The organism is Algibacter luteus, assembly GCF_900141715.1.
Classification (GTDB): Bacteria; Bacteroidota; Bacteroidia; order Flavobacteriales; family Flavobacteriaceae; genus Arenitalea; species Arenitalea lutea.
Genome location: NZ_FQYK01000003.1, coordinates 308,464 through 331,979, shown reverse-complemented (window position 1 = coordinate 331,979; position 23,516 = coordinate 308,464). Strand labels below are relative to the sequence as shown.

Annotated in this window: 21 protein-coding genes and 1 tRNA gene; 13 read left to right on the top strand and 9 right to left on the bottom strand. The window is 33.0% G+C overall.

What is annotated here, in order from left to right:
• Window positions 1-249 precede the first annotated feature (249 nt).
• The gene (locus BUA46_RS07570; protein WP_019386863.1) at window positions 250-858 is read right to left on the bottom strand and encodes a superoxide dismutase; all 609 of its coding nucleotides are present in this window, start codon (window positions 856-858) and stop codon (window positions 250-252) included.
• 125 nt (window positions 859-983) lie between these two features.
• On the opposite strand from BUA46_RS07570, the gene BUA46_RS07565 reads away from it, so the two are divergent.
• From BUA46_RS07565 to BUA46_RS07525, 8 genes are all read left to right on the top strand, one after another.
• Complete coding sequence (locus BUA46_RS07565) at window positions 984-4,127, top strand: UvrD-helicase domain-containing protein (RefSeq protein WP_019386864.1); 3,144 nt, start codon at window positions 984-986, stop codon at window positions 4,125-4,127.
• A 21-nt stretch (window positions 4,128-4,148) separates the two neighbouring features.
• Entirely contained in the window at window positions 4,149-5,342 is a 1,194-nt protein-coding gene (gene kbl, locus BUA46_RS07560) for a glycine C-acetyltransferase (RefSeq protein WP_019386865.1), read from the top strand.
• 123 nt (window positions 5,343-5,465) lie between these two features.
• Complete coding sequence (locus BUA46_RS07555) at window positions 5,466-6,842, top strand: OmpA family protein (RefSeq protein ID WP_026009969.1); 1,377 nt, start codon at window positions 5,466-5,468, stop codon at window positions 6,840-6,842.
• Between the two features lie 148 nt (window positions 6,843-6,990).
• The gene (locus tag BUA46_RS07550) at window positions 6,991-9,735 is read left to right on the top strand and encodes a PD-(D/E)XK nuclease family protein (RefSeq protein ID WP_019386867.1); all 2,745 of its coding nucleotides are present in this window, start codon (window positions 6,991-6,993) and stop codon (window positions 9,733-9,735) included.
• Between the two features lie 2 nt (window positions 9,736-9,737).
• Complete coding sequence (locus BUA46_RS07545; protein WP_019386868.1) at window positions 9,738-10,586, top strand: alpha/beta hydrolase family protein; 849 nt, start codon at window positions 9,738-9,740, stop codon at window positions 10,584-10,586.
• A 78-nt stretch (window positions 10,587-10,664) separates the two neighbouring features.
• On the top strand, window positions 10,665-11,195 hold the full coding sequence (locus tag BUA46_RS07540) for an RNA polymerase sigma factor (protein ID WP_019386869.1): 531 nt from the start codon (window positions 10,665-10,667) through the stop codon (window positions 11,193-11,195).
• The gene (locus tag BUA46_RS07535; protein WP_019386870.1) at window positions 11,196-12,002 is read left to right on the top strand and encodes an anti-sigma factor; all 807 of its coding nucleotides are present in this window, start codon (window positions 11,196-11,198) and stop codon (window positions 12,000-12,002) included. It abuts the gene before it with no gap.
• A 298-nt stretch (window positions 12,003-12,300) separates the two neighbouring features.
• Window positions 12,301-12,546, top strand: a complete 246-nt coding sequence (locus BUA46_RS07525; protein ID WP_019386872.1) for a hypothetical protein — start codon at window positions 12,301-12,303, stop codon at window positions 12,544-12,546.
• A gap of 109 nt (window positions 12,547-12,655) precedes the next feature.
• On the opposite strand, the gene BUA46_RS07520 is transcribed toward BUA46_RS07525, so the two are convergent.
• From BUA46_RS07520 to BUA46_RS07500, 5 genes are all read right to left on the bottom strand, one after another.
• Window positions 12,656-13,948, bottom strand: a complete 1,293-nt coding sequence (locus BUA46_RS07520) for a tetratricopeptide repeat protein (protein ID WP_026009970.1) — start codon at window positions 13,946-13,948, stop codon at window positions 12,656-12,658.
• Window positions 13,949-14,031: 83 nt separating this feature from the next.
• Window positions 14,032-14,589 carry a DUF4331 family protein gene (locus tag BUA46_RS15285; RefSeq protein WP_019386874.1) on the bottom strand — a complete coding sequence of 186 codons (558 nt, stop codon included), beginning with the start codon at window positions 14,587-14,589 and terminating at the stop codon, window positions 14,032-14,034.
• 25 nt (window positions 14,590-14,614) lie between these two features.
• Window positions 14,615-15,265, bottom strand: coding sequence for a DUF4331 family protein (locus tag BUA46_RS15280; protein WP_019386875.1), 651 nt, complete (start codon window positions 15,263-15,265; stop codon window positions 14,615-14,617).
• 262 nt (window positions 15,266-15,527) lie between these two features.
• Window positions 15,528-15,601: transfer RNA gene (locus BUA46_RS07505), tRNA-Ala, on the bottom strand.
• Between the two features lie 6 nt (window positions 15,602-15,607).
• The gene (locus tag BUA46_RS07500) at window positions 15,608-16,402 is read right to left on the bottom strand and encodes a universal stress protein (RefSeq protein ID WP_026009971.1); all 795 of its coding nucleotides are present in this window, start codon (window positions 16,400-16,402) and stop codon (window positions 15,608-15,610) included.
• 56 nt (window positions 16,403-16,458) lie between these two features.
• Between BUA46_RS07500 and BUA46_RS07495 the strand changes: the two genes are divergently transcribed.
• The 5 genes from BUA46_RS07495 (at window position 16,459) to BUA46_RS07480 (ending at window position 19,979) form a co-directional block, all read left to right on the top strand.
• Entirely contained in the window at window positions 16,459-16,959 is a 501-nt protein-coding gene (locus BUA46_RS07495; protein WP_019386877.1) for a GNAT family N-acetyltransferase, read from the top strand.
• Window positions 16,956-18,290, top strand: coding sequence for an MATE family efflux transporter (locus BUA46_RS07490; protein WP_019386878.1), 1,335 nt, complete (start codon window positions 16,956-16,958; stop codon window positions 18,288-18,290). The genes BUA46_RS07495 and BUA46_RS07490 overlap by 4 nt, the downstream gene beginning before the upstream one ends.
• Before the next feature lie 27 nt (window positions 18,291-18,317).
• Window positions 18,318-18,491, top strand: coding sequence for a hypothetical protein (locus BUA46_RS15115; RefSeq protein WP_019386879.1), 174 nt, complete (start codon window positions 18,318-18,320; stop codon window positions 18,489-18,491).
• 104 nt (window positions 18,492-18,595) lie between these two features.
• On the top strand, window positions 18,596-19,051 hold the full coding sequence (locus BUA46_RS07485; protein WP_019386880.1) for a 6-pyruvoyl trahydropterin synthase family protein: 456 nt from the start codon (window positions 18,596-18,598) through the stop codon (window positions 19,049-19,051).
• Between the two features lie 175 nt (window positions 19,052-19,226).
• A complete protein-coding gene (locus tag BUA46_RS07480; protein WP_019386881.1) occupies window positions 19,227-19,979 on the top strand; it encodes a UDP-2,3-diacylglucosamine diphosphatase in 753 nt (250 codons plus the stop codon).
• Here BUA46_RS07480 and BUA46_RS07475 read toward each other — a convergent pair.
• Genes BUA46_RS07475 through BUA46_RS07465 form a run of 3 tightly spaced genes read right to left on the bottom strand, consistent with a single transcriptional unit; the run spans window position 19,976 to window position 23,438 of the window.
• Window positions 19,976-21,244 (bottom strand): MFS transporter, encoded by a 1,269-nt coding sequence (locus BUA46_RS07475; protein ID WP_019386882.1) that lies wholly within the window; start codon window positions 21,242-21,244, stop codon window positions 19,976-19,978. The two genes, BUA46_RS07480 and BUA46_RS07475, sit on opposite strands and share 4 nt — an antisense overlap.
• Before the next feature lie 15 nt (window positions 21,245-21,259).
• Window positions 21,260-22,960, bottom strand: a complete 1,701-nt coding sequence (gene recJ, locus BUA46_RS07470; protein WP_019386883.1) for a single-stranded-DNA-specific exonuclease RecJ — start codon at window positions 22,958-22,960, stop codon at window positions 21,260-21,262.
• Window positions 22,961-23,015: 55 nt separating this feature from the next.
• Window positions 23,016-23,438: an OsmC family protein gene (locus BUA46_RS07465; protein WP_019386884.1), complete on the bottom strand. Its 423-nt coding sequence runs from the start codon at window positions 23,436-23,438 to the stop codon at window positions 23,016-23,018.
• Window positions 23,439-23,516 lie beyond the last annotated feature (78 nt).

Here is a 23,516-nt window from a genome sequence, read left to right as displayed (position 1 = left end):
TACGGTTTTAATTTGCGTTAGAGACAGGCAACCCTTTGGCTACGATCGGGATAAAATTTTTTCCTTTTAGAACTTTTAAAAGAAGCATAGTCAACTTAATTTTGATGCTTATTAAAGTATGATATTCTGAAAAATCTTCTGTACTGTTTCACATAAATATTTAACAATTAGCCCGTTCGGTAAGTAACGCCATAAAAAAAGACAAATTCATTTCTGAATTTGCCTTTATTTATTAAAAATTAATCGTTTTTACTTAGCCTCTGCGTAACGTTTTTCAACTTCGTTCCAGTTAAGCACATTAAAAAATGCTTTGATGTAATCTGGACGACGATTTTGATAGTTTAAGTAATACGCATGTTCCCACACGTCAAGTCCTAAAATTGGTGTTCCTCCACAACCAACTCCTGGCATTAATGGGTTATCTTGATTTGGAGAAGAACAAACTTCTACCTTACCCCCTTTGTGCACACATAACCATGCCCAACCAGATCCAAAACGGGTCGCTGCTGCTTTACTAAAAGCCTCAACAAAAGCTTCTTTAGAGCCATAAGCTGCTTCAATGGCATCTTTTAGTTCGCCTGATAAGTAGCCTTTATCTTCAGGGTTCATAACACTCCAAAATAATGAGTGGTTATAAAATCCTCCTCCATTATTTCTCACTGCAGCATTACTCATATCTAAATTCGCAAGAATATCTTCAATAGATTTTCCTTCTAAAGCTGTTCCAGCTATAGCGTTATTTAAATTGTTTGTATAACCAGCATGATGCTTTGTATGATGTATTTCCATTGTTCTAGCATCAATATGAGGTTCTAAAGCATCATAAGCATATCCTAATTTCGGTAATTCGAAAGCCATAATTTTTTGTTTTTATTTATTAATATTTTATTCCTTCCAAATTTACGCATAAAACGGCTCAATAAAAAATAATAAATTGTTATGAAACCATTGATAGTTTTTATCTTGTAGGCAAATCATTCTTTATGCAACAAACGCATCCTTTTATCATATATAACGCCTCTGCTGGTAGCGGAAAAACGTATACACTTGTAAAAGAATATTTAAAGGTATTATTTAACTCCAATCAACCCGACTTTTTTAAGCGTGTTTTAGCAATCACTTTCACCAATAAAGCCGTCGCTGAAATGAAAGATCGTATCATTGAAATGCTTAAAACGTTTTCTAATGATGGTATTTTAACGGAAGATAACTCCATGTTTAAAAGCATTTGTGAAGAGACAGGAATCGAACCAAGTGAAATTCACGAAAAATCAAAAATTATTTTAGATACCATACTGCATAACTATGCTGCTTTTGATATTTCGACCATTGATAAATTTACACATAAGTTAATTAGAACTTTTGCTTACGATTTAAAACTGCCTTTAAATTTTGAAGTGGAATTAGATTCTGAATCTATACTTTTTGAAGCTGTTGATAGTTTAATTGCTAAGGCTGGAACTGATAATGTTTTAACAAAAATATTAGTCGATTTTGCCATTGAAAAAGCCGATGATGACAAAAGTTGGGACATCGCCTACGATTTTAATAAGATTGCTAAACTACTGGTTAGTGAAAACGATGTGCCTTACATTAACACATTAAATGATAAGACTTTAGAAGATTTTAATCTGCTAAAAAAACAGCTTCAATCTGAAATTACTATTGTAGAAAAACAACTTGTGAAAAGTGCTGATAGTGTGCTTGGTTTAATTGAGGAAGCTGGTTTAGAACATTCAGATTTTTCAGGTGGAAGTAAAGCATATTTACCAAACTATTTTTTAAAACTTAAAAATTGCAATCTTGATATAAATTTTTCAACTGCTTGGATTGCTAATTTAGAAGAGAAACCCCTGTATCCAAAAAAAACCAGAACAGAAGATATAAAAATCATATTGGACGGAATAAAACCAGAACTGGTTTCAGCTTTCAAGCTTACAAAAAAAGCGGTTTTTCATTTAAAATTTTTGCATGCGTTTTATAAAAACATATCCCCATTATCTGTTTTAAAAGCCATCGATAATGAATTAAAAATATTGAAAGAAGACCAAAATAAAATGTTGATTTCAGAATTTAACGCTATAATAAGTAATGAAATTAAAGACCAGCCCACACCCTTTATTTACGAACGCTTGGGCGAAAAATTTAAACATTATTTTATAGATGAGTTTCAAGACACCTCTCAGATGCAATGGGAAAACTTAATGCCATTGCAAGGTAACGCACTTGATTACAATGGGGGAAGCATTATGCTTGTTGGTGATGCTAAACAAGCTATTTATAGATGGCGCGGAGGAAAAGCAGAACAATTTATCGATTTATTTGCACAAAAAAGCAAGCCTTTTCATGTTGAACAAGAGGTAAGAAATCTTGAAGAAAACTACCGTAGCTTCAAAGAAATTGTGAAATTCAACAATGGTTTTTTTAAGTATTTGTCGCATTTTGTTTTCAATAATAATGACTATAAAACGCTTTACGAAAATGCACATCAAAATACTACAATAGAAAATGATGGCTATGTAAAACTTTCATTTTTAGAAATTAACAAAGAAGATGATAAAAACGAACTATTCCCTGAAGCCGTTTTAAACACGATAAATACATGTAAAAACAATGACTTTGAGTTAAAAGATATTTGTGTTTTAGTTAGAAGTAAAAAGGAAGGTGTTGCGATAGCTGATTATTTAAGTTCAAATGGGATAGCCATTATATCTTCAGATACTTTACTTATTAATAATTCTCCAGAGGTTGTCTTTATTAATAATTTACTATTGCTTCTTATTCAGCCAGAAAACAATGAAACAAAAATTAAGGTTCTTAATTATTTAACCTCGCTTTTTCACATTGAAGATAAACATCAATTTTTTGTAAATCATATCCAAATTTCAACTGAAAAGCTTTTAAAAAGTTTTGAGAATTACGAGGTTTTTGTTGATGCTAAAACATTATTGCAATTACCGCTTTACGATTTAGCTGAAACTATAGTTAGGCAATTTAAATTAGTAAAAAAATCGAACGCTTATGTGCAATTTTATTTAGATGTTATTTTGGATTTCACACAAAAGAAAGGCTCAGATATTGCTGCTTTTTTAGATTATTTTGAAAAGAAAAAAGACAATTTAACTATTGTCTCGCCACAAGGGCAAGAAGCGGTGCAAATCATGACCATTCATAAATCTAAAGGCTTAGAGTTTCCTGTTGTCATTTTTCCTTATGCCGATACGGATATTTACAGGAATTTCAACTTTAAATGGTTTGAGTTAGATAAACAAAAATATAATGGTTTTACTCATGCCCTTCTCAACTATAATAAAGATTTTGAACATTATGGTGAAGAGGGATTGCGCATCTTCTACAAACACAAATCTGAACAAGAGTTAGATAATATTAATGTTTTGTACGTTGCCTTAACACGTGCTATTGAGCAACTTCATGTTATTTCAACATTAGATATAACAGCTAAAGGCGAAGCCAATACCAAGAAATATTCAGGATTATTAATTAGTTACCTGCAACATTTAGGTATTTGGAATACTAATGAAACTACTTATAGCTTTGGTGATTACAAAAAAACATCAGAAAGTAGAGAAACTAATAAGAAAACTAAAACGCAAAGCGAATTTGTTTCAACAGCAAAAGAAGATCGAAATATAAAAGTGGTTACTAAATCTGGTTTACTATGGGATACCTCTCAGCAAGAAGCCATAGAAAAAGGAAACCTTATCCATAATATTATGGCTAAAGTAAATACCTATGACGATATAGCCTATGTAATTAACGATTTCGTGACTTCTTCAACAGTAACAGCAAATCAAGCCTCTTTTTTAAAAGAAACTGTAGAAGCCATTGTGAATCATCCAAAATTACAAGATTTTTATACTTCCAAAAACACCATATATAATGAGCGTGATATTATATCAAGTAACGGGATAATTTTAAGACCCGACAGAATTATAATTAATGCTAATAATGAAGCCGTTATTATAGATTATAAAACGGGGTTAGAAGATAAAAAATATGCACAGCAGCTTCAAACTTATCAAGATGTTTTAGAAGACATGAATATTAAGGTTAAAAGAAAGATTCTTATTTATATAAATGATGATATTTTAGTAAAAGATGTTTAAATTTGCATAAAACGCAATAAAATGTACGGAAAACTGAAAAATCATCTTCAAGCTGAACTGCAAGACATAAAAAATAATGGACTTTATAAGGAAGAACGCATCATAACTTCCGCGCAAGGTGCAGAAATTACTTTAAATACAGGAGAAACTGTTTTAAATTTTTGTGCCAATAATTATTTAGGCCTTTCCTCGCATCCAGAAGTTATTCAAGCAGCTAAAGATACCATGGATACTCACGGGTTTGGAATGAGTTCGGTTCGATTTATCTGCGGTACCCAGGATATTCATAAAACGCTAGAGCAAAAAATCGCAGATTTTTATCAAACCGAAGACACCATATTATATGCTGCAGCTTTTGATGCTAATGGAGGGGTTTTTGAACCTTTGTTAGGTGCAGAAGACGCCATTATATCAGATTCATTAAATCATGCTTCTATAATTGACGGTGTTCGATTATGCAAGGCCGCAAGATATCGCTATCAAAATAATGATATGGCAGACCTAGAAAAGCAACTTATAGCTGCCAATAAAAATAATGCTCGATTTAAAATAATTGTTACAGATGGTGTGTTTTCAATGGATGGACTTGTAGCTCCATTAGATAAAATTTGCGATTTAGCTGAAAAACATGAAGCCTTAGTAATGATTGATGAATGTCATGCCACAGGTTTTATAGGCAAAACAGGTAGAGGTACTCTTGAAGAAAAAGGCGTTTTAAATAGAATAGACATTATAACCGGTACATTAGGAAAAGCTTTAGGCGGTGCTATGGGTGGTTATACTACTGGTAAAAAAGAAATTATCGATATGCTACGCCAACGCTCAAGACCATATTTATTTTCAAATTCATTAGCGCCCGCCATTGTTGGAGCATCAATAAAAGTATTTGATATGTTATCCAATAACACCGAGCTTAGAGATACCTTAGAATGGAATACTAATTATTTTAAAAAAGGCATGAAGACTGCTGGTTTCGATATAATAGATGGAGACTCTGCAATCGTTCCTGTTATGTTATATGATGCCAAACTCTCTCAAACAATGGCAAATATGCTATTAAAGGAAGGAATTTATGTTATTGGGTTCTTTTTTCCAGTAGTTCCAAAAGAAAAAGCAAGAATTCGTGTGCAACTGTCGGCAGCACACACCAAATCACACTTAGATAAGGCTTTACAAGCCTTTATAAAAGTAGGTCAAGCCCTTAAAATTATCTAAATTCATTCTGAACTATCGACGAACTGCATAAATCTTCTATTTTTTTATATATTTGTCTTTGTTAATAACATTTAACAACTTACTTTTGTTCACAATTAACACTTAAAAATTAAACTTTTGAATATGAAAAATCTTAGCAGATTATTGTTCGCTATGTTGCTTGTACTTGGTTATAGCAACGTAAATGCGCAAGACCAAAACAATCCATGGCAAATCACCATTGGAGTAAACGCAGTAGATGCCTACCCAAATGGAGATGGTGGTTTATTTAGTGAAACTATTTTTGATGAGTTCGGTAATGTAACTGATCACTGGAACATTTTACCATCATTATCAACGATCTCTGTATCGAAGTACTTAAGCGATGGTTTCTCTTTTGGGCTTACTGGATCTTTAAACAAAATAGATAAATGGGGTGATAAAAGCTCAAATCCTGATGTAACTAACAATGTTAGTGATTGGTCATACTACGGTGTAGATGGTACAATCAAATATAACTTCTCTGAAGGTCACACTTTCGATCCTTTCGTAGGACTTGGTGGTGGTTACACTTGGGTAGATGAAATTGGAGCTGGTACATTAAATGGTACTTTAGGTTTCAATGTTTGGTTCAGTGATAACATCGGTTTAACTGTACAAACAGCTTACAAACATGCTTTCGAAGATTATTTAGATACACATTTCCAACATACTGCTGGTATCTCTATCAAATTTGGTGGAACTGATACTGACGGTGACGGAATATATGACAAAGATGATGCTTGTCCAGATGTTGCTGGTTTAGAAGCATTCAACGGATGTCCTGATACTGACGGTGACGGAATTGAAGATAGTAAAGATGATTGTCCTAACGAAGCTGGTTTAGCTGAGCTTAACGGATGTCCTGATACTGACGGTGACGGAATTGCTGATAACAAAGATAACTGTCCTACAGTTGCTGGTTTAAAAGCTTTAGCTGGTTGTCCTGATGCTGACGGTGACGGTGTTACTGATGCTGACGATAAATGTCCTAGCGAAGCAGGTCCTGCTGCTAACAATGGTTGCCCATGGCCAGATAAAGACGGTGACGGTGTATTAGATAAAGATGATAACTGTCCAGATGTTAAAGGTACTGTTGCTAACAATGGTTGTCCTGAAGTATCAGAAGCAGTTCAAAAAACTTTAAATGAGTATGCTAAAACTATCTTATTTGATACAGGAAAATCAACTATTAAAGCTCAATCTGCAGCTGTATTAGCTGATATCATTGGAATTCTTAAAGAATACCCAACTGCTAAATTTACAGTAGAAGGTCATACTGATAGTGTAGGTAGCGAAAAATTAAACCAAAGATTATCTGATTCTAGAGCTAATTCTGTAAAAGAATATTTAGTTGAAAACGGAATTGATGCTTTCAGACTTTCTGCTCTTGGATATGGTGAATCAAAACCAATTGACACTAACAAGACTAGATCTGGTAGAGCTAATAACAGACGTGTTGAAATTAACTTAGCAAAATAAGCTAAAGAAAATTTTAAATAAATAAGTTTACAAAAAACGCTTCGGATATCCGAAGCGTTTTTTATTTTTATAAAACTTACAGCGAAACAAAAATGAATCAAACAAACAGTTACTTTTTAACTTTATCAAATTATAAAAATTAACTAGCATGACAACATTCATTTTTGAGGTTTTAAAAGAATTAAAAAATAATAACGAAAACCTATCTGAGCTAACCTTTGTTTTGCCCAGTAAAAGAGCTGGATTATTTTTAAACCATCAATTATCTCAAGTTGTAAATAAAACCATATTTGCACCTCAAATTTTAAGTGTTGAAGAATTTGTAGAAGAATTATCTCAACTAAAATCTATATCTAATACAGAGCTTTTATTCGAGTTTTACAATACCTATTTACAATTAACCAAAAAAGAAAGTGCCGATTCTTTTGAAACGTTTTCAAAATGGGCTCAAATTTTACTGCAAGATTTTAACGAAATTGATCGTTATTTAATTCCGCATAAAAATATTTTCGATTATTTAAGTGCCATTCAAGACTTAAAACATTGGTCGGTAGAAAAAAATCAAACCGAATTTGTCAAAAACTATCTCTTATTTTGGAATAAACTGCACGCCTACTATACGCATTTTACCGATTCCCTTTTAAATAAAAAGATTGGATATCAAGGTTTTATTTACCGAGAAGCAGTTGATAATCTAGAAGCTTACATACAAAACAACGCAGATAAGAAACATGTTTTCATTGGCTTTAATGCCTTAAATACAGCTGAAGAAACGATTATACAAGAATTATTACAAAATGATTTAGCTAAAATTTATTGGGATATAGATAAAGTATTCATGAATAATCAAAAACATGATGCAGCCTTATTTGCAAGACAACATTTAAAAAACTGGAAGTACTTTAAAAACAATCCTTTTAATTGGATTACCGAAAACTATTCCACAGATAAAAACATATCAGCTATTGGAATTCCTAAAAATATAGGTCAGGCTAAATATATAGGTTCACTTTTAAAAAAGCTTCAACAAGACAATGACTCCTTGAGCAATACTGCGGTAGTTTTAGGCGATGAAAATTTATTAATTCCGGTCCTTAATTCGCTTCCTGAAACTATTCAGGCTTTAAATATTACGATGGGATTTCCTTTAAAATCTATCCCATTGGCTTCGTTATTCGACCACCTTTTTCATTTACACAAAAACAATACTAATACATTTTACTTCAAGGATGTTATTAATATTGTATCACATCAATTTATAAACCCTCTGTTTCTGTTTGATGGTATAGATTATGCTTCAAAAATTATTGAAACAATTGATAAGAACAACCTAGTTTATTTAGACAAACATCGTTTAACAAAAATAGCTAAACCCTGCAGTAACATTATAGAGTTATTATTTTCAAATTGGGAAAACTCTATGGTTTTAGCTTTAGAAAATTGCTCAAAGCTTATTCTAAGCATCAAATCTTTGTTGGATAATAATAAAAAATCGAACCTATTAACTTTAGAATATGTTTTTCGTTTTAACGAACTCTTTAATGAACTCATCAGATTAAATTCCGAACACGAACATATAAAAGATATTTCAACATTATATAGTATTTACAAAGAACTTTTAAGTAGTGAAACTCTAGATTTTCAAGGAGAACCTTTACAAGGTTTACAGCTTATGGGCATGCTAGAATCTCGTGTTTTAGATTTTGAAACGGTAATTATTTCTTCTGTAAATGAAGGCATATTACCTGCAGGGAAAAGTAATAATTCTTTTATTCCGTTTGATGTTAAACTAGAAAATAACTTACCTACATACAAAGAAAAAGATGCGGTATATACGTACCACTTCTACCGACTTTTACAGCGCGCCAAAAATGTATACATTCTTTACAATACCGAAGCCGATGTACTAACAGGAGGCGAAAAGAGTAGATTTATAACACAACTGGATTTAGAGCCAATTCATAATATCAATCATCAAATAATTACGCCTCAAGTTCCAACTATTGAAACTCAATTAAATGTCATTACAAAAACAGATTCTTTACAGCAACAACTTGTAGTACTGGCAAATGAAGGGTTTTCACCTTCATCTTTAACTAATTATATCAGAAACCCCATTGATTTTTATTATCAGAAAGTTTTAAAAATAAAAGAGCACAATGATGTTGAAGAAACTGTTGCTGCAAACACACTTGGAACTGTTGTACACAACACTCTTGAAGATTTTTACAAACCTTTTAAAGGAAGGCTTTTAACAGTAGATGATGTAAAAAGTTTAAAACCCAAAATACAGCAAACCATAACTTATCATTTTAAAAATGAATACAAAGAAGGTGATATAACCAAAGGAAAAAACCTGATTATTTTTGAAATTGCCAAACGTTATGTTTCTAATTTTTTAGATTTAGAAATTCAAGATTTAAAAGCCGGCAACACCATTAAAATCATTGAAGTTGAAGCAGAAAATAATGTATCAATAGAAATTCCTGAACTTCATTTTCCTGTTAATATTAAAGGAAAAGTAGATAGGATTGACGAGTACAACGGCATCACTAGAATTATCGATTATAAAACAGGTAGTGTTCTAAAAGGTCAAGTGGCAGTGCAAGATTGGGAAGATATCACTACCGACTATAAAAAGTACAGCAAACCTTTTCAAGTACTAACTTATGTATACATGCTTAACAAAGCCAACAAAATAAACTTTCCTGTTGAAGCTGGTATTATATCTTTTAAAAACCTAAGTTCTGGATTCATAAAGTTTAATGAGAAGAATGGTCATGGTACTTTGATTAATGATGATACTCTTAACGCCTTTGAAGCCCAATTAAAAAACCTAATATTAGAAATTTGCAACCCTAAAATCGATTTTGTAGAAAAAGAAATCTTGTAGTTATGACTATTTTAAAAAACATATTAATTTCTGGTAAACACAATCGTCCTATTGTAACCGATTTGTTTTTCAAAAACAATGGAACCATGAAGCCTATTGTTATTTTTTGTCATGGATATAAAGGTTTTAAAGATTGGGGCGCATGGGATTTAATGGCGAAGTTAATTGCTGAAGCTGGATTCTTTTTTATAAAGTTTAATTTTTCACACAATGGCGGAACCGCAGAACAACCCATTGATTTTCCAGATTTAGAGGCCTTTGGAAACAATAATTACACAAAAGAACTTGACGATCTAGAATCGGTAATTAACTGGATTTGTTTGAATGAAAGTTACAAAACCGAAGCTAATACCAATAATATCAACTTAATTGGGCATAGTAGAGCAGGAGGTATTGTTATTATTAAAGCTGAAGAAAATCATAAAATAAAAAAAGTGGTAAGTCTTGCTGGTGTTTCAGAATTTGGAAAAAGAACGTCTACATCAGGAGAATTAGAACAATGGAAAAAAGATGGCGTAAAATACGTTCTAAACGGACGAACAAAACAGCAGATGCCACATTTTTACCAGTTTTACGAAGATTTTAAAGCTAATGAGGAACGGCTAACTATTGAACGCGCCGTTTCTAGTCTAAAAATTCCATATTTAATTATTCATGGTGATGCAGATACTAGTGTAGTTATTGATGAAGCCTATGATTTAAAAAAATGGAATCCGAATAGTTTATTCAAAGTAATTAAAGGTGCTAACCATGTTTTTGGAGCTTCTCATCCGTGGAATGCAAACACATTGCCGCGAGATTTAAAAGATGCTTCAACTGAAATTATTACTTTTTTGAAAAATAAATCCTGAGCTCGCTCTAAAACTAATCTAGCTAACATCTTTTATACTATACATTTTATTACTACATTGAGTTGCTAAATAAAATTCATGCAATTAGAATCCCTAATACTTCAATTTAAACAAAAAGACGAAAAAGCTTTTGAAACGCTTTACAATATGTATAGCGAAAGTATGCATGGGGTTATTTATAATATTGTGAGAGATGAAGCTATAGCCGAAGAAGTTATGCAGGATGTGTTTGTAAAAGTATGGCACAAATCGGCTACCTATTCTGCTGAAAAGGGTCGTTTTTTTACATGGATTTTAAATATTGCACGTAACGCTGCAATAGATAAAACACGTTCTAAAAGTTTTAAGAATACAAAACAAAACCTCAACTCCGATTTTTTCGTAGATATATTACAAAACCAAGATAGTTTAGATAATCAAACCGATGCTATTGGCATAAAAGCGTTTGTTTCTAAGCTTGCGAAAAAATGTATTGAAGTTATTGAACTGTTATATTTTAAGGGATATACACAGAAGGAAGCCTCAGAAACATTAAAAATGCCAATTGGCACGATTAAAACAAGAAATAGAAATTGTATAAACGAGCTTAGAAGTTTACTAGAAGTTTAAATGGATATAAAAGCATACATAGAATCTGGTATATTAGAACTATACGTTGCAGGAGCCCTTTCTGAAAAAGAGAATGAAGAGGTTTACGCGCTTATGCTTAAACATCCCGAAATACTCACAGAAGTTCAGAACATAGAAACTTCCATAATTAAACTTACAGCTGCCACAGCACCTCAAGGTTCAAAAAACATATTCAATTCTATAAAAGAAAGTCTAGATTTTAACGATAACGACAATAAGGTTATTCCTTTAAACAAGGGTAAAACCAATTGGTTTAACTATGCAGGTTGGGCTGCATCTATCGTTCTGGCTGCCGGTTTATTCTGGGCAACTTCAGAAAATAACGAACTAAAATCTAAAATAAAAATTGCCGAAACTAACGAGCAACTCTTAGAAGTACAAATAGAAAACGCAAATAATAGCTTAACAAAGGCTAAAGAGCTTATTTCTGTACTTAGGGATAGAAATATTATTTCTGTTCCGCTTGACGGTCAACAAGTGTACCCTGAAGCTTATGCTAAAGTATATTGGGATAAAAATTCTAATAATATTTATTTAGATGTTCAAGGTTTACCAACACCACCAGAAGGTAAAGTTTATCAAGTGTGGTCGTTAACTTTAAACCCTCTAACACCAACGAGTTTAGGTATTCTTGATGACTTTAATACCGATGAAAACAAGATTTTCGTTATAGAAAATGCGAATGCTTCTCAAGCATTTGGAATTACTTTAGAACCTGCAGGAGGAAGCGAATCGCCAACGTTAGAGCAACTCTACACTTTGGGTGTGGTTGATACAGCTTCGTAATTTAATTCTCTTTTCAATTTATTTAGATACTGTCGATGCAGAAGAAAACGAAAGACATTCAAGCCATAATATTGGTTGTGATTGTGATTGCCGAATTACTTGTTTATAATTCTGAACTTCGTTTACCCTAGCGAACACGTATACCATTGCACTTCTAAATTTAATAGTGTGCGTCGGATTTGTTTTCTGGTATTCAAAACATTTAGGCATTCGATTATTACTTACTTTGGTTACAATTGTAATTGTTTTCATTATTCTGTTCTTTGAATTTGTTCGAGATTTTTCGTAATCTGAAAACTTGCATAAATCTTGGGTCATAAATAATTATGAAATTGTATATGCTAATCAAGAATATTTTGCTGGACCTGGAAGTGAAGCCTATTTAAAATTGAATAGAACATTCGTTTTTGGGATGTTTAATAAAGACATTGAAGTAATAGATGTTGACTCAACTTTCTTAAAATTGGGATTGACAGACTGTATTGTAGAGTTTACATCTTCAAAATTGAAATTTGATTTATGTGAACGTAAGCAACTAAAATAAAAAAGAATGCGCCTGTAATCATTACAGACGCACTCACAATCAAACCAAACTTCACCAAAATACTTCAAATAAATCCCCTAAATCTAATTGAATGTAAATCAATAATCACTTATATATTTTTAATTTTATCTTCCATTAATGGCCCCAATTCAAAACTGCTTTCTAGTAATTCCTGTTTTAATTTCTTAGCTTTTTTTACATGACCAGCCGCTTTATAAACTTCAGCTAAATGATATAAAGCTTCAGGCTCATAAGTCTTATTAACCACGTGGTTCTCCATAACCTTTAAAGCTTCATCAATAGCTCCACGATTAAAATAGGTCCAAGCTAATAAATCATAAGATTGTGGTGTAGGTCTATTATCAATCTCTGTTTTAGCTACTTTTAAAGCTTGCTCTATATTAATTTCATCTTCGGCATATAACTTCGCATTATGCGCATTGTACATACTGCCATAATATGGATTTTTTACAGCTTCGTGATATAATTCAATCTGCGCATTCATCATTTTTAAATCGCCTTTATATTCGGCTATTTCAGCCTTTAATAAATGATAATCTGGCGCATTGTAAGTTGTTGTTGCCATATTCAAAATACGAAGGGCCTCGTCTGGGTTTTTCTCATGCGAATAAACAATCCAAGCAATTCCTTTTTTAGCATAAGCATCATCAGGATTTAATTCTAAAGCTTTTAAATAGTGAACGTACGATGCCTTAATATTACCAGCATGACCATAATAATCGGCTAAATTGGTATATGTCCATTGTTTCATTCCGGAAAGATTCGAAGATTCAGCAATCTTTTTGGCTTGCTCCATATATTTTATGGTAGCATCTAAATTTCCGCGATAGTCTGACCATTTAGATAATCGAATTAAATAATCGAAATCTGTATCGTTTCTAAACGTTTCTAAATATGACTTTGCCAGATCATAATTTCCTAATTCTAAATGCACATCAAAAAGCATTTTTTGGGTTGCTTGTAAAGTTTCGCCAATAGCTTCAGCTTTCTTTAATTGTATTAATGCTTCTTTAAACTTATGCTGTGAAATATAATTTCGGGCTAAAGCTCTTAAATACCCAACCTTTGAGTAGTTGGTCTTTTCATTGGCTTCAATTAAATATTGTTCTGCTTTAATTAATGCATCAATGTTGCCTGTTTTATTAAATAAAAGAGATTGAGATGCTGCTGCCTTTGCTAAATAAGGAAACTGTTGAGGTTCTTTTTCTAGCTTTTTTTCCCAAAAATTAAAGTCTTCCTCAGCCAATCGCAACATCTCGCTCTCAGTATTTTGTAAATAACTATTGTAATCTTCTACATGTGTTATTTTATCTAAATTTTTTGTGCAGCTTGATAAAATGAAAATAAAACCAAGCATTAGGAGTATATTTTTCGTTTTCATGATTCAATATTTTGATTAGTTTGAATTGTTTTGTTTAAAATATCAGAGTATGCGCTTATTACACATACTCTGATGAAGGGCTTCTACCATGGTGAAGCCAGATATGGAAATGAGGTCAAAAAAGGTTTATCGTTTCCATCTACATTATCATTTGATAATCCAGGATTTTCACTAAAATCTTCTCCGCCAAAAATTAATAATAGTTCAACTGTAATAACATCATCGGCTAATGCGCGACCTGTTAAAACATTTTCCCCATCATAAATAGTGGTTTTTCCGTCTAAGGAAACATTTAAAACATCTGTTGCTAAAAGACCCGTAAAAGTTGCGGCATCTAATCCTAAAGCGTTAGTGTCTCCTTCGTTAGCGTAAGCAGGACTTAGCGCAGTTAAATTCGCTTCGAACATGCTTTGAAAAGCGGCGTTTTGTTGAGAAGGCGGTGTAATGTTAAACATATCTTTACTAGAAGCTGAAACAAACACGGTGTTTACTGCAGGTCTTCCCATTTGATCTTGTTGTACATAAGTTCCAGAAAAATCTGGTTCGTATGCCATGAAATCATTGTTATCGTCATTATTTGAGCAGTTAAAAGAAATCATTGAAACCGCTAATAGCATCGTTAATATTTTTATATTTTTCATAATTGTTGTTTTAAATTGGTTAATCTTATTTTCTTTTAGTTTCTACCCATGTATTTATGGTTCCCGAACTACCAATCATTGATTTTGGTACTTCTACAACCACAGACATCACATTACTTCCAGCAAAGGTGTCGCTCCCAGGGTCGTTAAAACTTGATGCATTACCACCAATAATGGCACTATACTGTGCGAAGTCCATAAAAAACGGATCGTCTCTTGGGCCTGCAAAAAAGGACATACCATTATTGCTTGCTACAATAGCAGAAGACCCATACAAACTAATATCTACGACTCCTGTAGCCGAAGCGTTTGTTAAAATAGTACTGTTAATTCCTGTTGACGTTGGAGCTGAAGGACCGAAGAAATACATTTTTCCTTGTCTTGCAATAGCTTGGATAACTAAGTCTTCCACATTATCACCTGTGTTATCAATGTTAAATTCGATTAAAACATTTTCGTCAAAACTTGCAGTTGCCGTTGCAGACGGACTTAATAACCCTTGTACATTGGCAACAAATACTAAATTTTCTGTGTTTTCACCTTGAAAGGCATAAAAATCAGTAATATCGCTTGTTCCTCCTTGAACATCTGGTGCATCAATATGATCTGCTGCTACCACAAAAAATACGGCTAGTGCCAGTATTCCAATTCCTAATACATTTTTAAATTTTTTCATAATTTTTGAGATTTAATTAATAATTTTTCACTTGTGCCAATACCTACGAAGAAATGATAAAGTGGGTTTTGTTAAAGTTTTGTTAACAAGAAATAATTAGGATAGGAAGTCTGAAAAAATCCGAGCTTACAGCCCGTTAATGCTACACAAATAGAAATATTGTAGCGTGAATAATATCTTCAAAAAAACTTTGAAAAAAGTGGAAAGCCAAAAATTAAAACCAAAAAAAGACCTTCAATTTCTTGAAAGTCTTTTATTGATGTGGAGAAGATCGGGCTCGAACCGACGACCTCTTGACTGCCAGTCAAGCGCTCTAGCCAACTGAGCTACATCCCCAATACTTTATTTTAATCCACTTAAAACCAATACAGGAATACGACTGTAGAAATCTTTTTTAAGAATTGTATTTTTTTCCCATTTTTTAGCAAAAAAACCACGTTTACGTCTTACAACACATAACATATCTGGGTTATGCGATTGAAAATGTTCTAATACCCCTTGAAAAGTTGTAGGGTTTTCGGTAGTGGTAATATTGTTCACTATAGTCTTTAAATCTTTATGTAATTCAAAGTCGCCTTCTTTATGAAATGGTGTTTTTACCAATAACAAATCTGTTGTTGCCTGAAATTTATCTTTAATGGCTATTAGAGGTTTTAAAACGCCTTCTTTTTTTATTATAGCCGATTTTACTGCCATTAATATGTTTGAGATAGCCGAAAACTTATAGCCCTCTGGAACAATAAGTGCTGGAACATCCATTTGCTTCACGATCTTACCAGAAGTTTTTCCTAAATACACTTCATCTTTAATAGAATTTGTTCTAGGTTCAATTAAAACCAAATCAACATCAGCAGCTTTACATGCCAATTCTAATGTGTCAATAAGTTTCCCTTTTAGTGTTTTTACTATTACCTCAACACCTTTGGTATCTATTTGTGAAACCAAATCTTCTAAAAAAGCCTTACTTTCTTTTTCAATAATTTGGTCGACCTTAATCATAGTACCAGCCTTGGTATAAACATTATATACTTGAACTATAAAAAGTCTTGCTCCAAATGCTTCTGCAAAATCAACTGCATACTGCAAATGGCTAACCGCATTTTTTGATGATCCTACAGGAACTAAAATATTATTCATACCAAAAATTTTAAAGCTAAATTTACAATAAATTTGAAGCAAAAGTAAACATTTTAATGATTCGTAAAGCAACTATAAACGATATAGATTCTATAATTGAAATTACAAAGGCCTGTGCCGCTCATATGATTTCTAAAAATATTTTTCAGTGGAACGAATATTATCCCAATAAACTGGCTTTTACCAAAGATTTTCAGAAGGATGAGTTGTATGTTTTAGAGCTCAAAAATAAAATTATAGGAAGTATAACCATTTCAACATTTATGGACGAGGAATATATTCCAGTAAATTGGTTAACACCTAACAATAATAATATTTACATTCATAGGCTAGCTGTTCATCCTAATTATCAGGGTAAAGGCTATGCGCAACAACTTATGCAATTTGCTGAAAATTATTCCAAAGAAAACAACTATGCTTCAATTCGGTTAGACACCTTTTCGCAAAACAAAAGAAACCAAAAATTTTACGAACTTCGCGGATATAAAAAACTAGAACCTATATATTTCCCTAAACAAAGTGAACATCCTTTTCACTGTTACGAATTAGTCTTTTGAGCGCAACCATTAGTTTAAAACATATTAACAAACTTGCTATTCCAGCTTTAATTGCGGGAGTATCAGAACCAATATTATCCTTAACCGACGCCGCTATTGTTGGAAATATCGATATAAATGCCACCGAATCTTTAGCAGCAGTGGGTATTGTTACCACTTTTATGTCAATGCTTATCTGGGTATTAGGACAAACCAGAAGCGCCATTTCATCCATAGTTTCGCAATATGTTGGAGCAAATAATTTAGACGATATTAAAAATCTGCCTTCGCAAGCCATTTTCATTATTACATCACTTAGTATTCTTATTATTTTTAGCACATATCCATTTGCAAGACAAATTTTTAAGCTCTACAATGCCTCAAATCTAATATTAGATTACAGCATTGATTATTACAAAATACGTGTTTTAGGGTTTCCATTTACCTTATTTACAATTGCGGTTTTTGGTGCTTTTCGCGGGTTGCAAAACACCTTCTACCCTATGATAATAGCCATAATTGGTGCAGCATCAAACATCATACTAGATGTAATTTTGGTTTATGGTATAGAAGGCGTATTAAATCCAATGCATATAAAAGGGGCTGCTTATGCCAGTGTTATCGCTCAGTTATTAATGGCAATTTTTGCAGCGGTTTATCTTCTTAAAAAAACCGATATCCCTTTAATTCCAAGCTTTCCATTTAATCCTGAAATAAAACGATTTATTTTAATGATTCTTAATCTATTTGTTAGAACTATAGCGCTAAACGTAACACTCTATTTGGCAAGTGCCTATGCCACAAGTTATGGCGCAGAATATATTGCAGCCTATACCATAGCCATTAATTTGTGGTTTTTTGGTGCTTTTATCGTAGATGGTTACGCCAGCGCAGGAAATATTATTTCTGGTAAGTTATATGGAGCAAAATCCTTTAAGACACTGATAACATTAAGTAATAAACTTATAAAATATGGCATTCTAATTGGCATCTTTTTAGGTATTTTAGGAGCCGTATTCTATTATCCCATTGGGCGTATTTTCACAAAAGAACCCGAAGTGTTAAATGCCTTTTATCATGTATTCTGGATTGTATTAGTCATGCAGCCACTTTGTACCCTAGCTTTTATTTTCGATGGTATTTTCAAAGGTCTCGGTAAAATGAAGTACTTGAGAAACGTGCTATTATTTTCAACCTTTTTAATTTTCATACCTATATTATTGTGGTTAGATAATTTAGGTTATAAGCTTCATGCAATTTTTATAGCCATAACATTCTGGATTATAGCTCGAGGTATTCCTTTAATCATAAAATTCAGAAAAATATTTATACCGCTAGCACAAAACAATTAACTTTGCATCTTAGATTAAGAAACAACTATGTATCTATTTTTAGCCTTAATTCAACAAGTTGATATTGAAGAAAAATTAAAAAACGCCCCAGACCAAGGTTATGAAATAGGCGTTTTTATAGGTTCTATGTTGCCTTTCGTTATACTAGTGGCATTAGCATATTTAATGTATAGGTATAGTAAAAATAAAAACCAACAATAAAGCCTTATGGATATCATGTCGTTCGTTAGCGGAAACGGATTATTTCTAGTACTAGCTCTAGTGCTAATTATCGTATACTTTGTTAACAAAAGAAAAAGAAGATAATGGGAAACAACATTCGCATCACAAAACAGTTCTCTTTTGAAACCGGACATGCACTATACGGCTACGACGGAAAATGCAAAAACGTTCACGGACACAGTTACAAACTCTCGGTAACCGTAATTGGTAAACCCATAACTGACAATACAAACGTTAAATATGGTATGGTAATCGACTTTGGCGACCTTAAAAAAATTGTGAAAGAAGAAATTGTCAATGTCTTTGACCACGCCACCGTTTTCAACAAAAACACACCGCATGTCGAGTTAGCTAAAGAACTACAAGATCGCGGACACAATGTGTTACTAGTTGATTATCAACCAACTAGTGAGATGATGGTTTTAGACTTTGCCAAAAAAATAAGTAAACGCTTACCTAAACATATCAGTTTACATTCCTTAAAACTTCAAGAAACCGAAAGTTCGTTTGCCGAATGGTTTCAATACGATAATATTTAGGGCGCCTGCCTGTCCGCGGGCAGGTTCCCACAAGGGTCGAGCTTTCTGTTGCAAGTCCTCGCTTCGTACCTCGCTGTGGGCTTTACAATGCAATCCCTAACACAAGCCTCTAGGTCAAATTAGCTTCAAGCACAAATATTCATGCATTTGTGGCTATTTTATTTATATTTACTTCATGAATATTCCAAAAGGGAAAAAAATATATTTCGCTTCAGATAACCATTTAGGAGCCCCTACCGCAGAAGCTTCTTTTCCTCGCGAAAAGAAATTTGTAGCTTGGTTAGACGAAATAAAACAAGACGCTGCAGCTATTTTCCTTTTAGGCGATTTATTCGATTTTTGGTTTGAGTATAAAACCGTTGTTCCCAAGGGGTTTACCAGAACTTTAGGCAAACTTGCAGAAATTAGCGATTCTGGTATTCCTATACATTACTTTGTTGGAAATCACGACCTATGGATGAATGGTTATTTTGAAGAAGAACTAAACATACCTGTTTATCATAAACCTGAAGAATTCAAATTTAACGACAAGACTTTTTTTATAGGTCATGGCGATGGTTTAGGCCCTGGAGACAAAGGCTATAAGCGCATGAAAAAAGTATTTACTAATCCATTTTTTAAATGGGTTTTTAAATGGGCGCATCCAGATATTGGCATGCGCATAGCACAGTATTTTTCTGTAAAAAACAAACTCATTTCAGGCGATGATGATGCTAAATTTTTAGGTGAAGACCAAGAGTGGCTGGCTCAATATTGTAAACGCAAATTAGAAGACAAACATCGTGATTATTTCGTCTTCGGACACAGGCATTTACCTTTAAAAATTAAACTCAATGAAAAGTCGACATATGTTAATCTTGGCGACTGGGTTCAGTATTATACTTATGGTGTTTTTGATGGTGAACAAATGGAATTAAAAGAATATTAATCTTCCTTTTCGTGTTCTTCTAAATCTTTGGTTAAATCTAATTTTCTAAACGAAGGTGAAACTAACCCTGTAGTAACCGCAGTAATTAACGTCATGGTACCTCCAAAAACAACAGCAGTTACGGTGCCCATAAGTTTTGCAGTAACACCACTTTCAAAAGCGCCCAATTCATTAGAAGAGCCAACAAACATAGAGTTTACCGATGATACACGCCCACGCATATGGTCTGGAGTTTTTATCTGTAGTATTGTTTGGCGAATAACCATCGAAACACCATCAGTCATCCCACTAAAGAACAGTGCAAGAAGTGAAATCCAAAATACAGACGACAGGCCAAAAACAATAATACATACCCCAAATCCAAAAACAGCAGCAATTAGTTTCATTCCTGCATTTTTACTAATTGGAATATAAGCAGTAACCAACATTGTTAAAAATGCCCCAACTGCGGGCGCAGCTCTAAGTACACCAAAGCCTTCGCTTCCTACTTTCAAAATATCTTGTGCAAAAACTGGTAACAGTGCAATAGCTCCACCAAATAAAACGGCAATCATATCTAGAGTCATCGCACCTAAAATGGCTTTAGTTTTAAATACAAAACGCACACCTTCTTTCAAACTTTCAATTACCGGTTCGCCAATTTTAGGATTTAAAATAGGCTTCCTTTTTATTTGAAGCAATATGAAAAAAGAAAGTAATACCAAGCCAAAAATGATGCAAAGCGACCAATGCACCCCTATCCAGCTAATAAAAAAGCCTCCAAATGCGGGACCTAAAACACTTGCCATTTGCCAAGTTGAACTATTCCATGTCGCAGCATTTGGATATATTTTTTTAGGCACAATTAAAGCGACAAGCGAAAATATGGTTGGCCCAAAAAAGGAACGTAAAAATCCACCAAAAAACACTAAAGCATAAATAGAATATAAAATGGTTTTAGTTGTCCAATCGCCAACTACCTCATCCCAAGTTAACAGAAACAAACCTAGACTGATTAAGGAAAACGCCGCTATACACGTTGCGAGTAAATTGCGCTTTTCTTTTTGATCGACAATATGGCCCGCAAAAAGCGCCATGGTGAAAGCTGGAATAATTTCCATAAGACCAATAATACCCAAAGAAAGTGGGTCTTTAGTAAGGCTATACACTTGCCACTCAATAACAATAAATTGCATAGACCAACCAAAAACTAAAACAAATCGTACCAATAAAAAAATGTTAAACTCTTTTATTCGTAATGCTGCATAGGGATCCGTTTTTGCCATAATTTAGCTCCAGCGCTACTTTTGTTTTTTAATATCTCTTAATTTTAACTGTAAACTCACATTACCTCTCCATTCATTTTCATCAATAGAATAAACAGCTCTAAACGGTTTTACTTCAGAAATCATAGTGAATTTGTCACCCATTCCAAAACCAATGCCTACCATTCTACTTGAAGATTCAGGTTGTGTAGCTGTAAGTCTTAAATGTGTTTTATCTTCTCCCACGCATTTACCATAACCTGTATCTATTAAATTTTCACTTATAAAAACAGGTGTCATGTTGTTTGGGCCAAAAGGCGCAAATTGCTTTAAAATTCTGTAGAATTTAGGTGTAATATCTTTTAAATCAATTTTAGCATCAATTTTTATTTCAGGTATTAGTAAATTTCTATCGATAGTGCGTGAAACTTCGGCTTCAAAAGCTTGTTTAAAAGCCTCATAATTTTTTTCTTCAAGGGTTAATCCTGCGGCATATTTATGACCTCCAAATTGCTCAATATATTCGCTACAGGCTTCCAAAGCATTATAAATATCAAAATCTCTAACCGATCGTGCAGATGCAGCTAATTTTTCACCACTTTTAGTAAAAACTAAAGTAGGTCTGTAATAAGTTTCTGTTAATCTAGAAGCTACAATTCCAATCACACCTTTATGCCAGTCTTTATGGTAAACTACTGTAGTAAGACGGTCTTGTTCGTTGTGCTCTTCAATTTGTTTTAGAGCCTCTTCGGTAATTTGTTTATCGGTTTCACGTCGGTCTAAATTATAGTCGTTAATTTCTGCCGCATATTTAGCAGCCATATCAGGCTCTTCTTCGGTTAATAACGAAACAGCATAATTTCCGTGCTTCATTCGGCCCGCTGCATTTATTCTTGGGGCTATTACAAAAACTACATCTGTAATTGTTAAACTCGTTTTTTCAACCTTATCTAATATGGCTTTTATTCCAGACCTAGGATTGGTGTTTATTACTTTCAAACCAAAATAAGCTAGCACTCTATTTTCTCCATCAATTGGAACAATATCTGCACCAATAGCAGTAGCGACTAAGTCTAAATATTCAGTTAAATCTTTGGCAGTTTTTCCATCTTTTAAAGCCAAGGCTTGAATTAGTTTAAAGCCAACACCGCAACCGCATAATTCTTTATAAGGATATTCACAATCTTCTTGTTTTGGGTCCAATACTGCCACAGCATCTGGTATTGTGTCACCAGGTCTGTGATGATCGCAAATAATAAAATCGATACCTAATGTTTTGGCATGGGCTATTTTTTCAACTGATTTAATACCACAGTCAAGCGCAATAATTAGAGAAAACTCATGTTCCAGCGCGAAGTTTATGCCTTTATAAGAAATTCCATAACCCTCATCATATCTATTAGGAATGTATGTGTAAATGAGGTTGTGCTTTGTTTTTAAATAAGAAGACATTAACGCAACGGCAGTGGTTCCGTCAACATCATAGTCACCATAAACTAAAATATTTTCTTTATTAGCTATAGCTTGTTCAATACGCGCAACAGCTTTATCCATATCTTTCATAAGATACGGATCGTGTAAATCTTTTAAACTTGGTCTGAAAAATAATTTAGCATCTTTATAAGTTTCAATGCCTCTTTGCACTAAAAGTGTTGCTGTAATCGAATCAACTTGAAGCGCTTTTTGCAAGCCTTCAATTTTTTCTTTATCAGGTTTAGGTTTTAGTGTCCAACGCATCGAGAGAGTGATATTAATAAATTATGTTGTATTAGCTTAATTAGTGGAAGATTTTTTATTTTTTATGAAAGTGCGTTTCAATTTTTAATTCTGAAAATTGGCGAAACATTTCCATAACCCCACAATACTTCTCGATGGATAAATCTACAGCTCTTTGTAATTTTTTTTCATTTAAATCATCTCCGAAAAAATGAAAATGCATAGCAACTTTGTCGTAATATTTTGGGTGTTCATCAGTTAAATTAGCTTCTATTTCAATATTGAAATCTTCAACATTTAACTTCATCTTTTTAATTAAAGCCGCAACATCTAACCCAGAACATCCTGCTAAACCAGAAAGCATTAACGCTTTTGGGCGGTAACCTTCGCCTTGACCTCCATTTTCTTCACCTGCGTCAATAAATAAGTTATGCCCTGACGGATTTGTGCTTTCAAACCTCATATTGCCTAACCATTTTGTACTAACCTTTACTGCCATTGTTATATTTTTTGTTTCTTGTAGTATTATTTTTTAATTAAAGTGAAAAACAAAAACATCTTTAACGGCACTATTTCT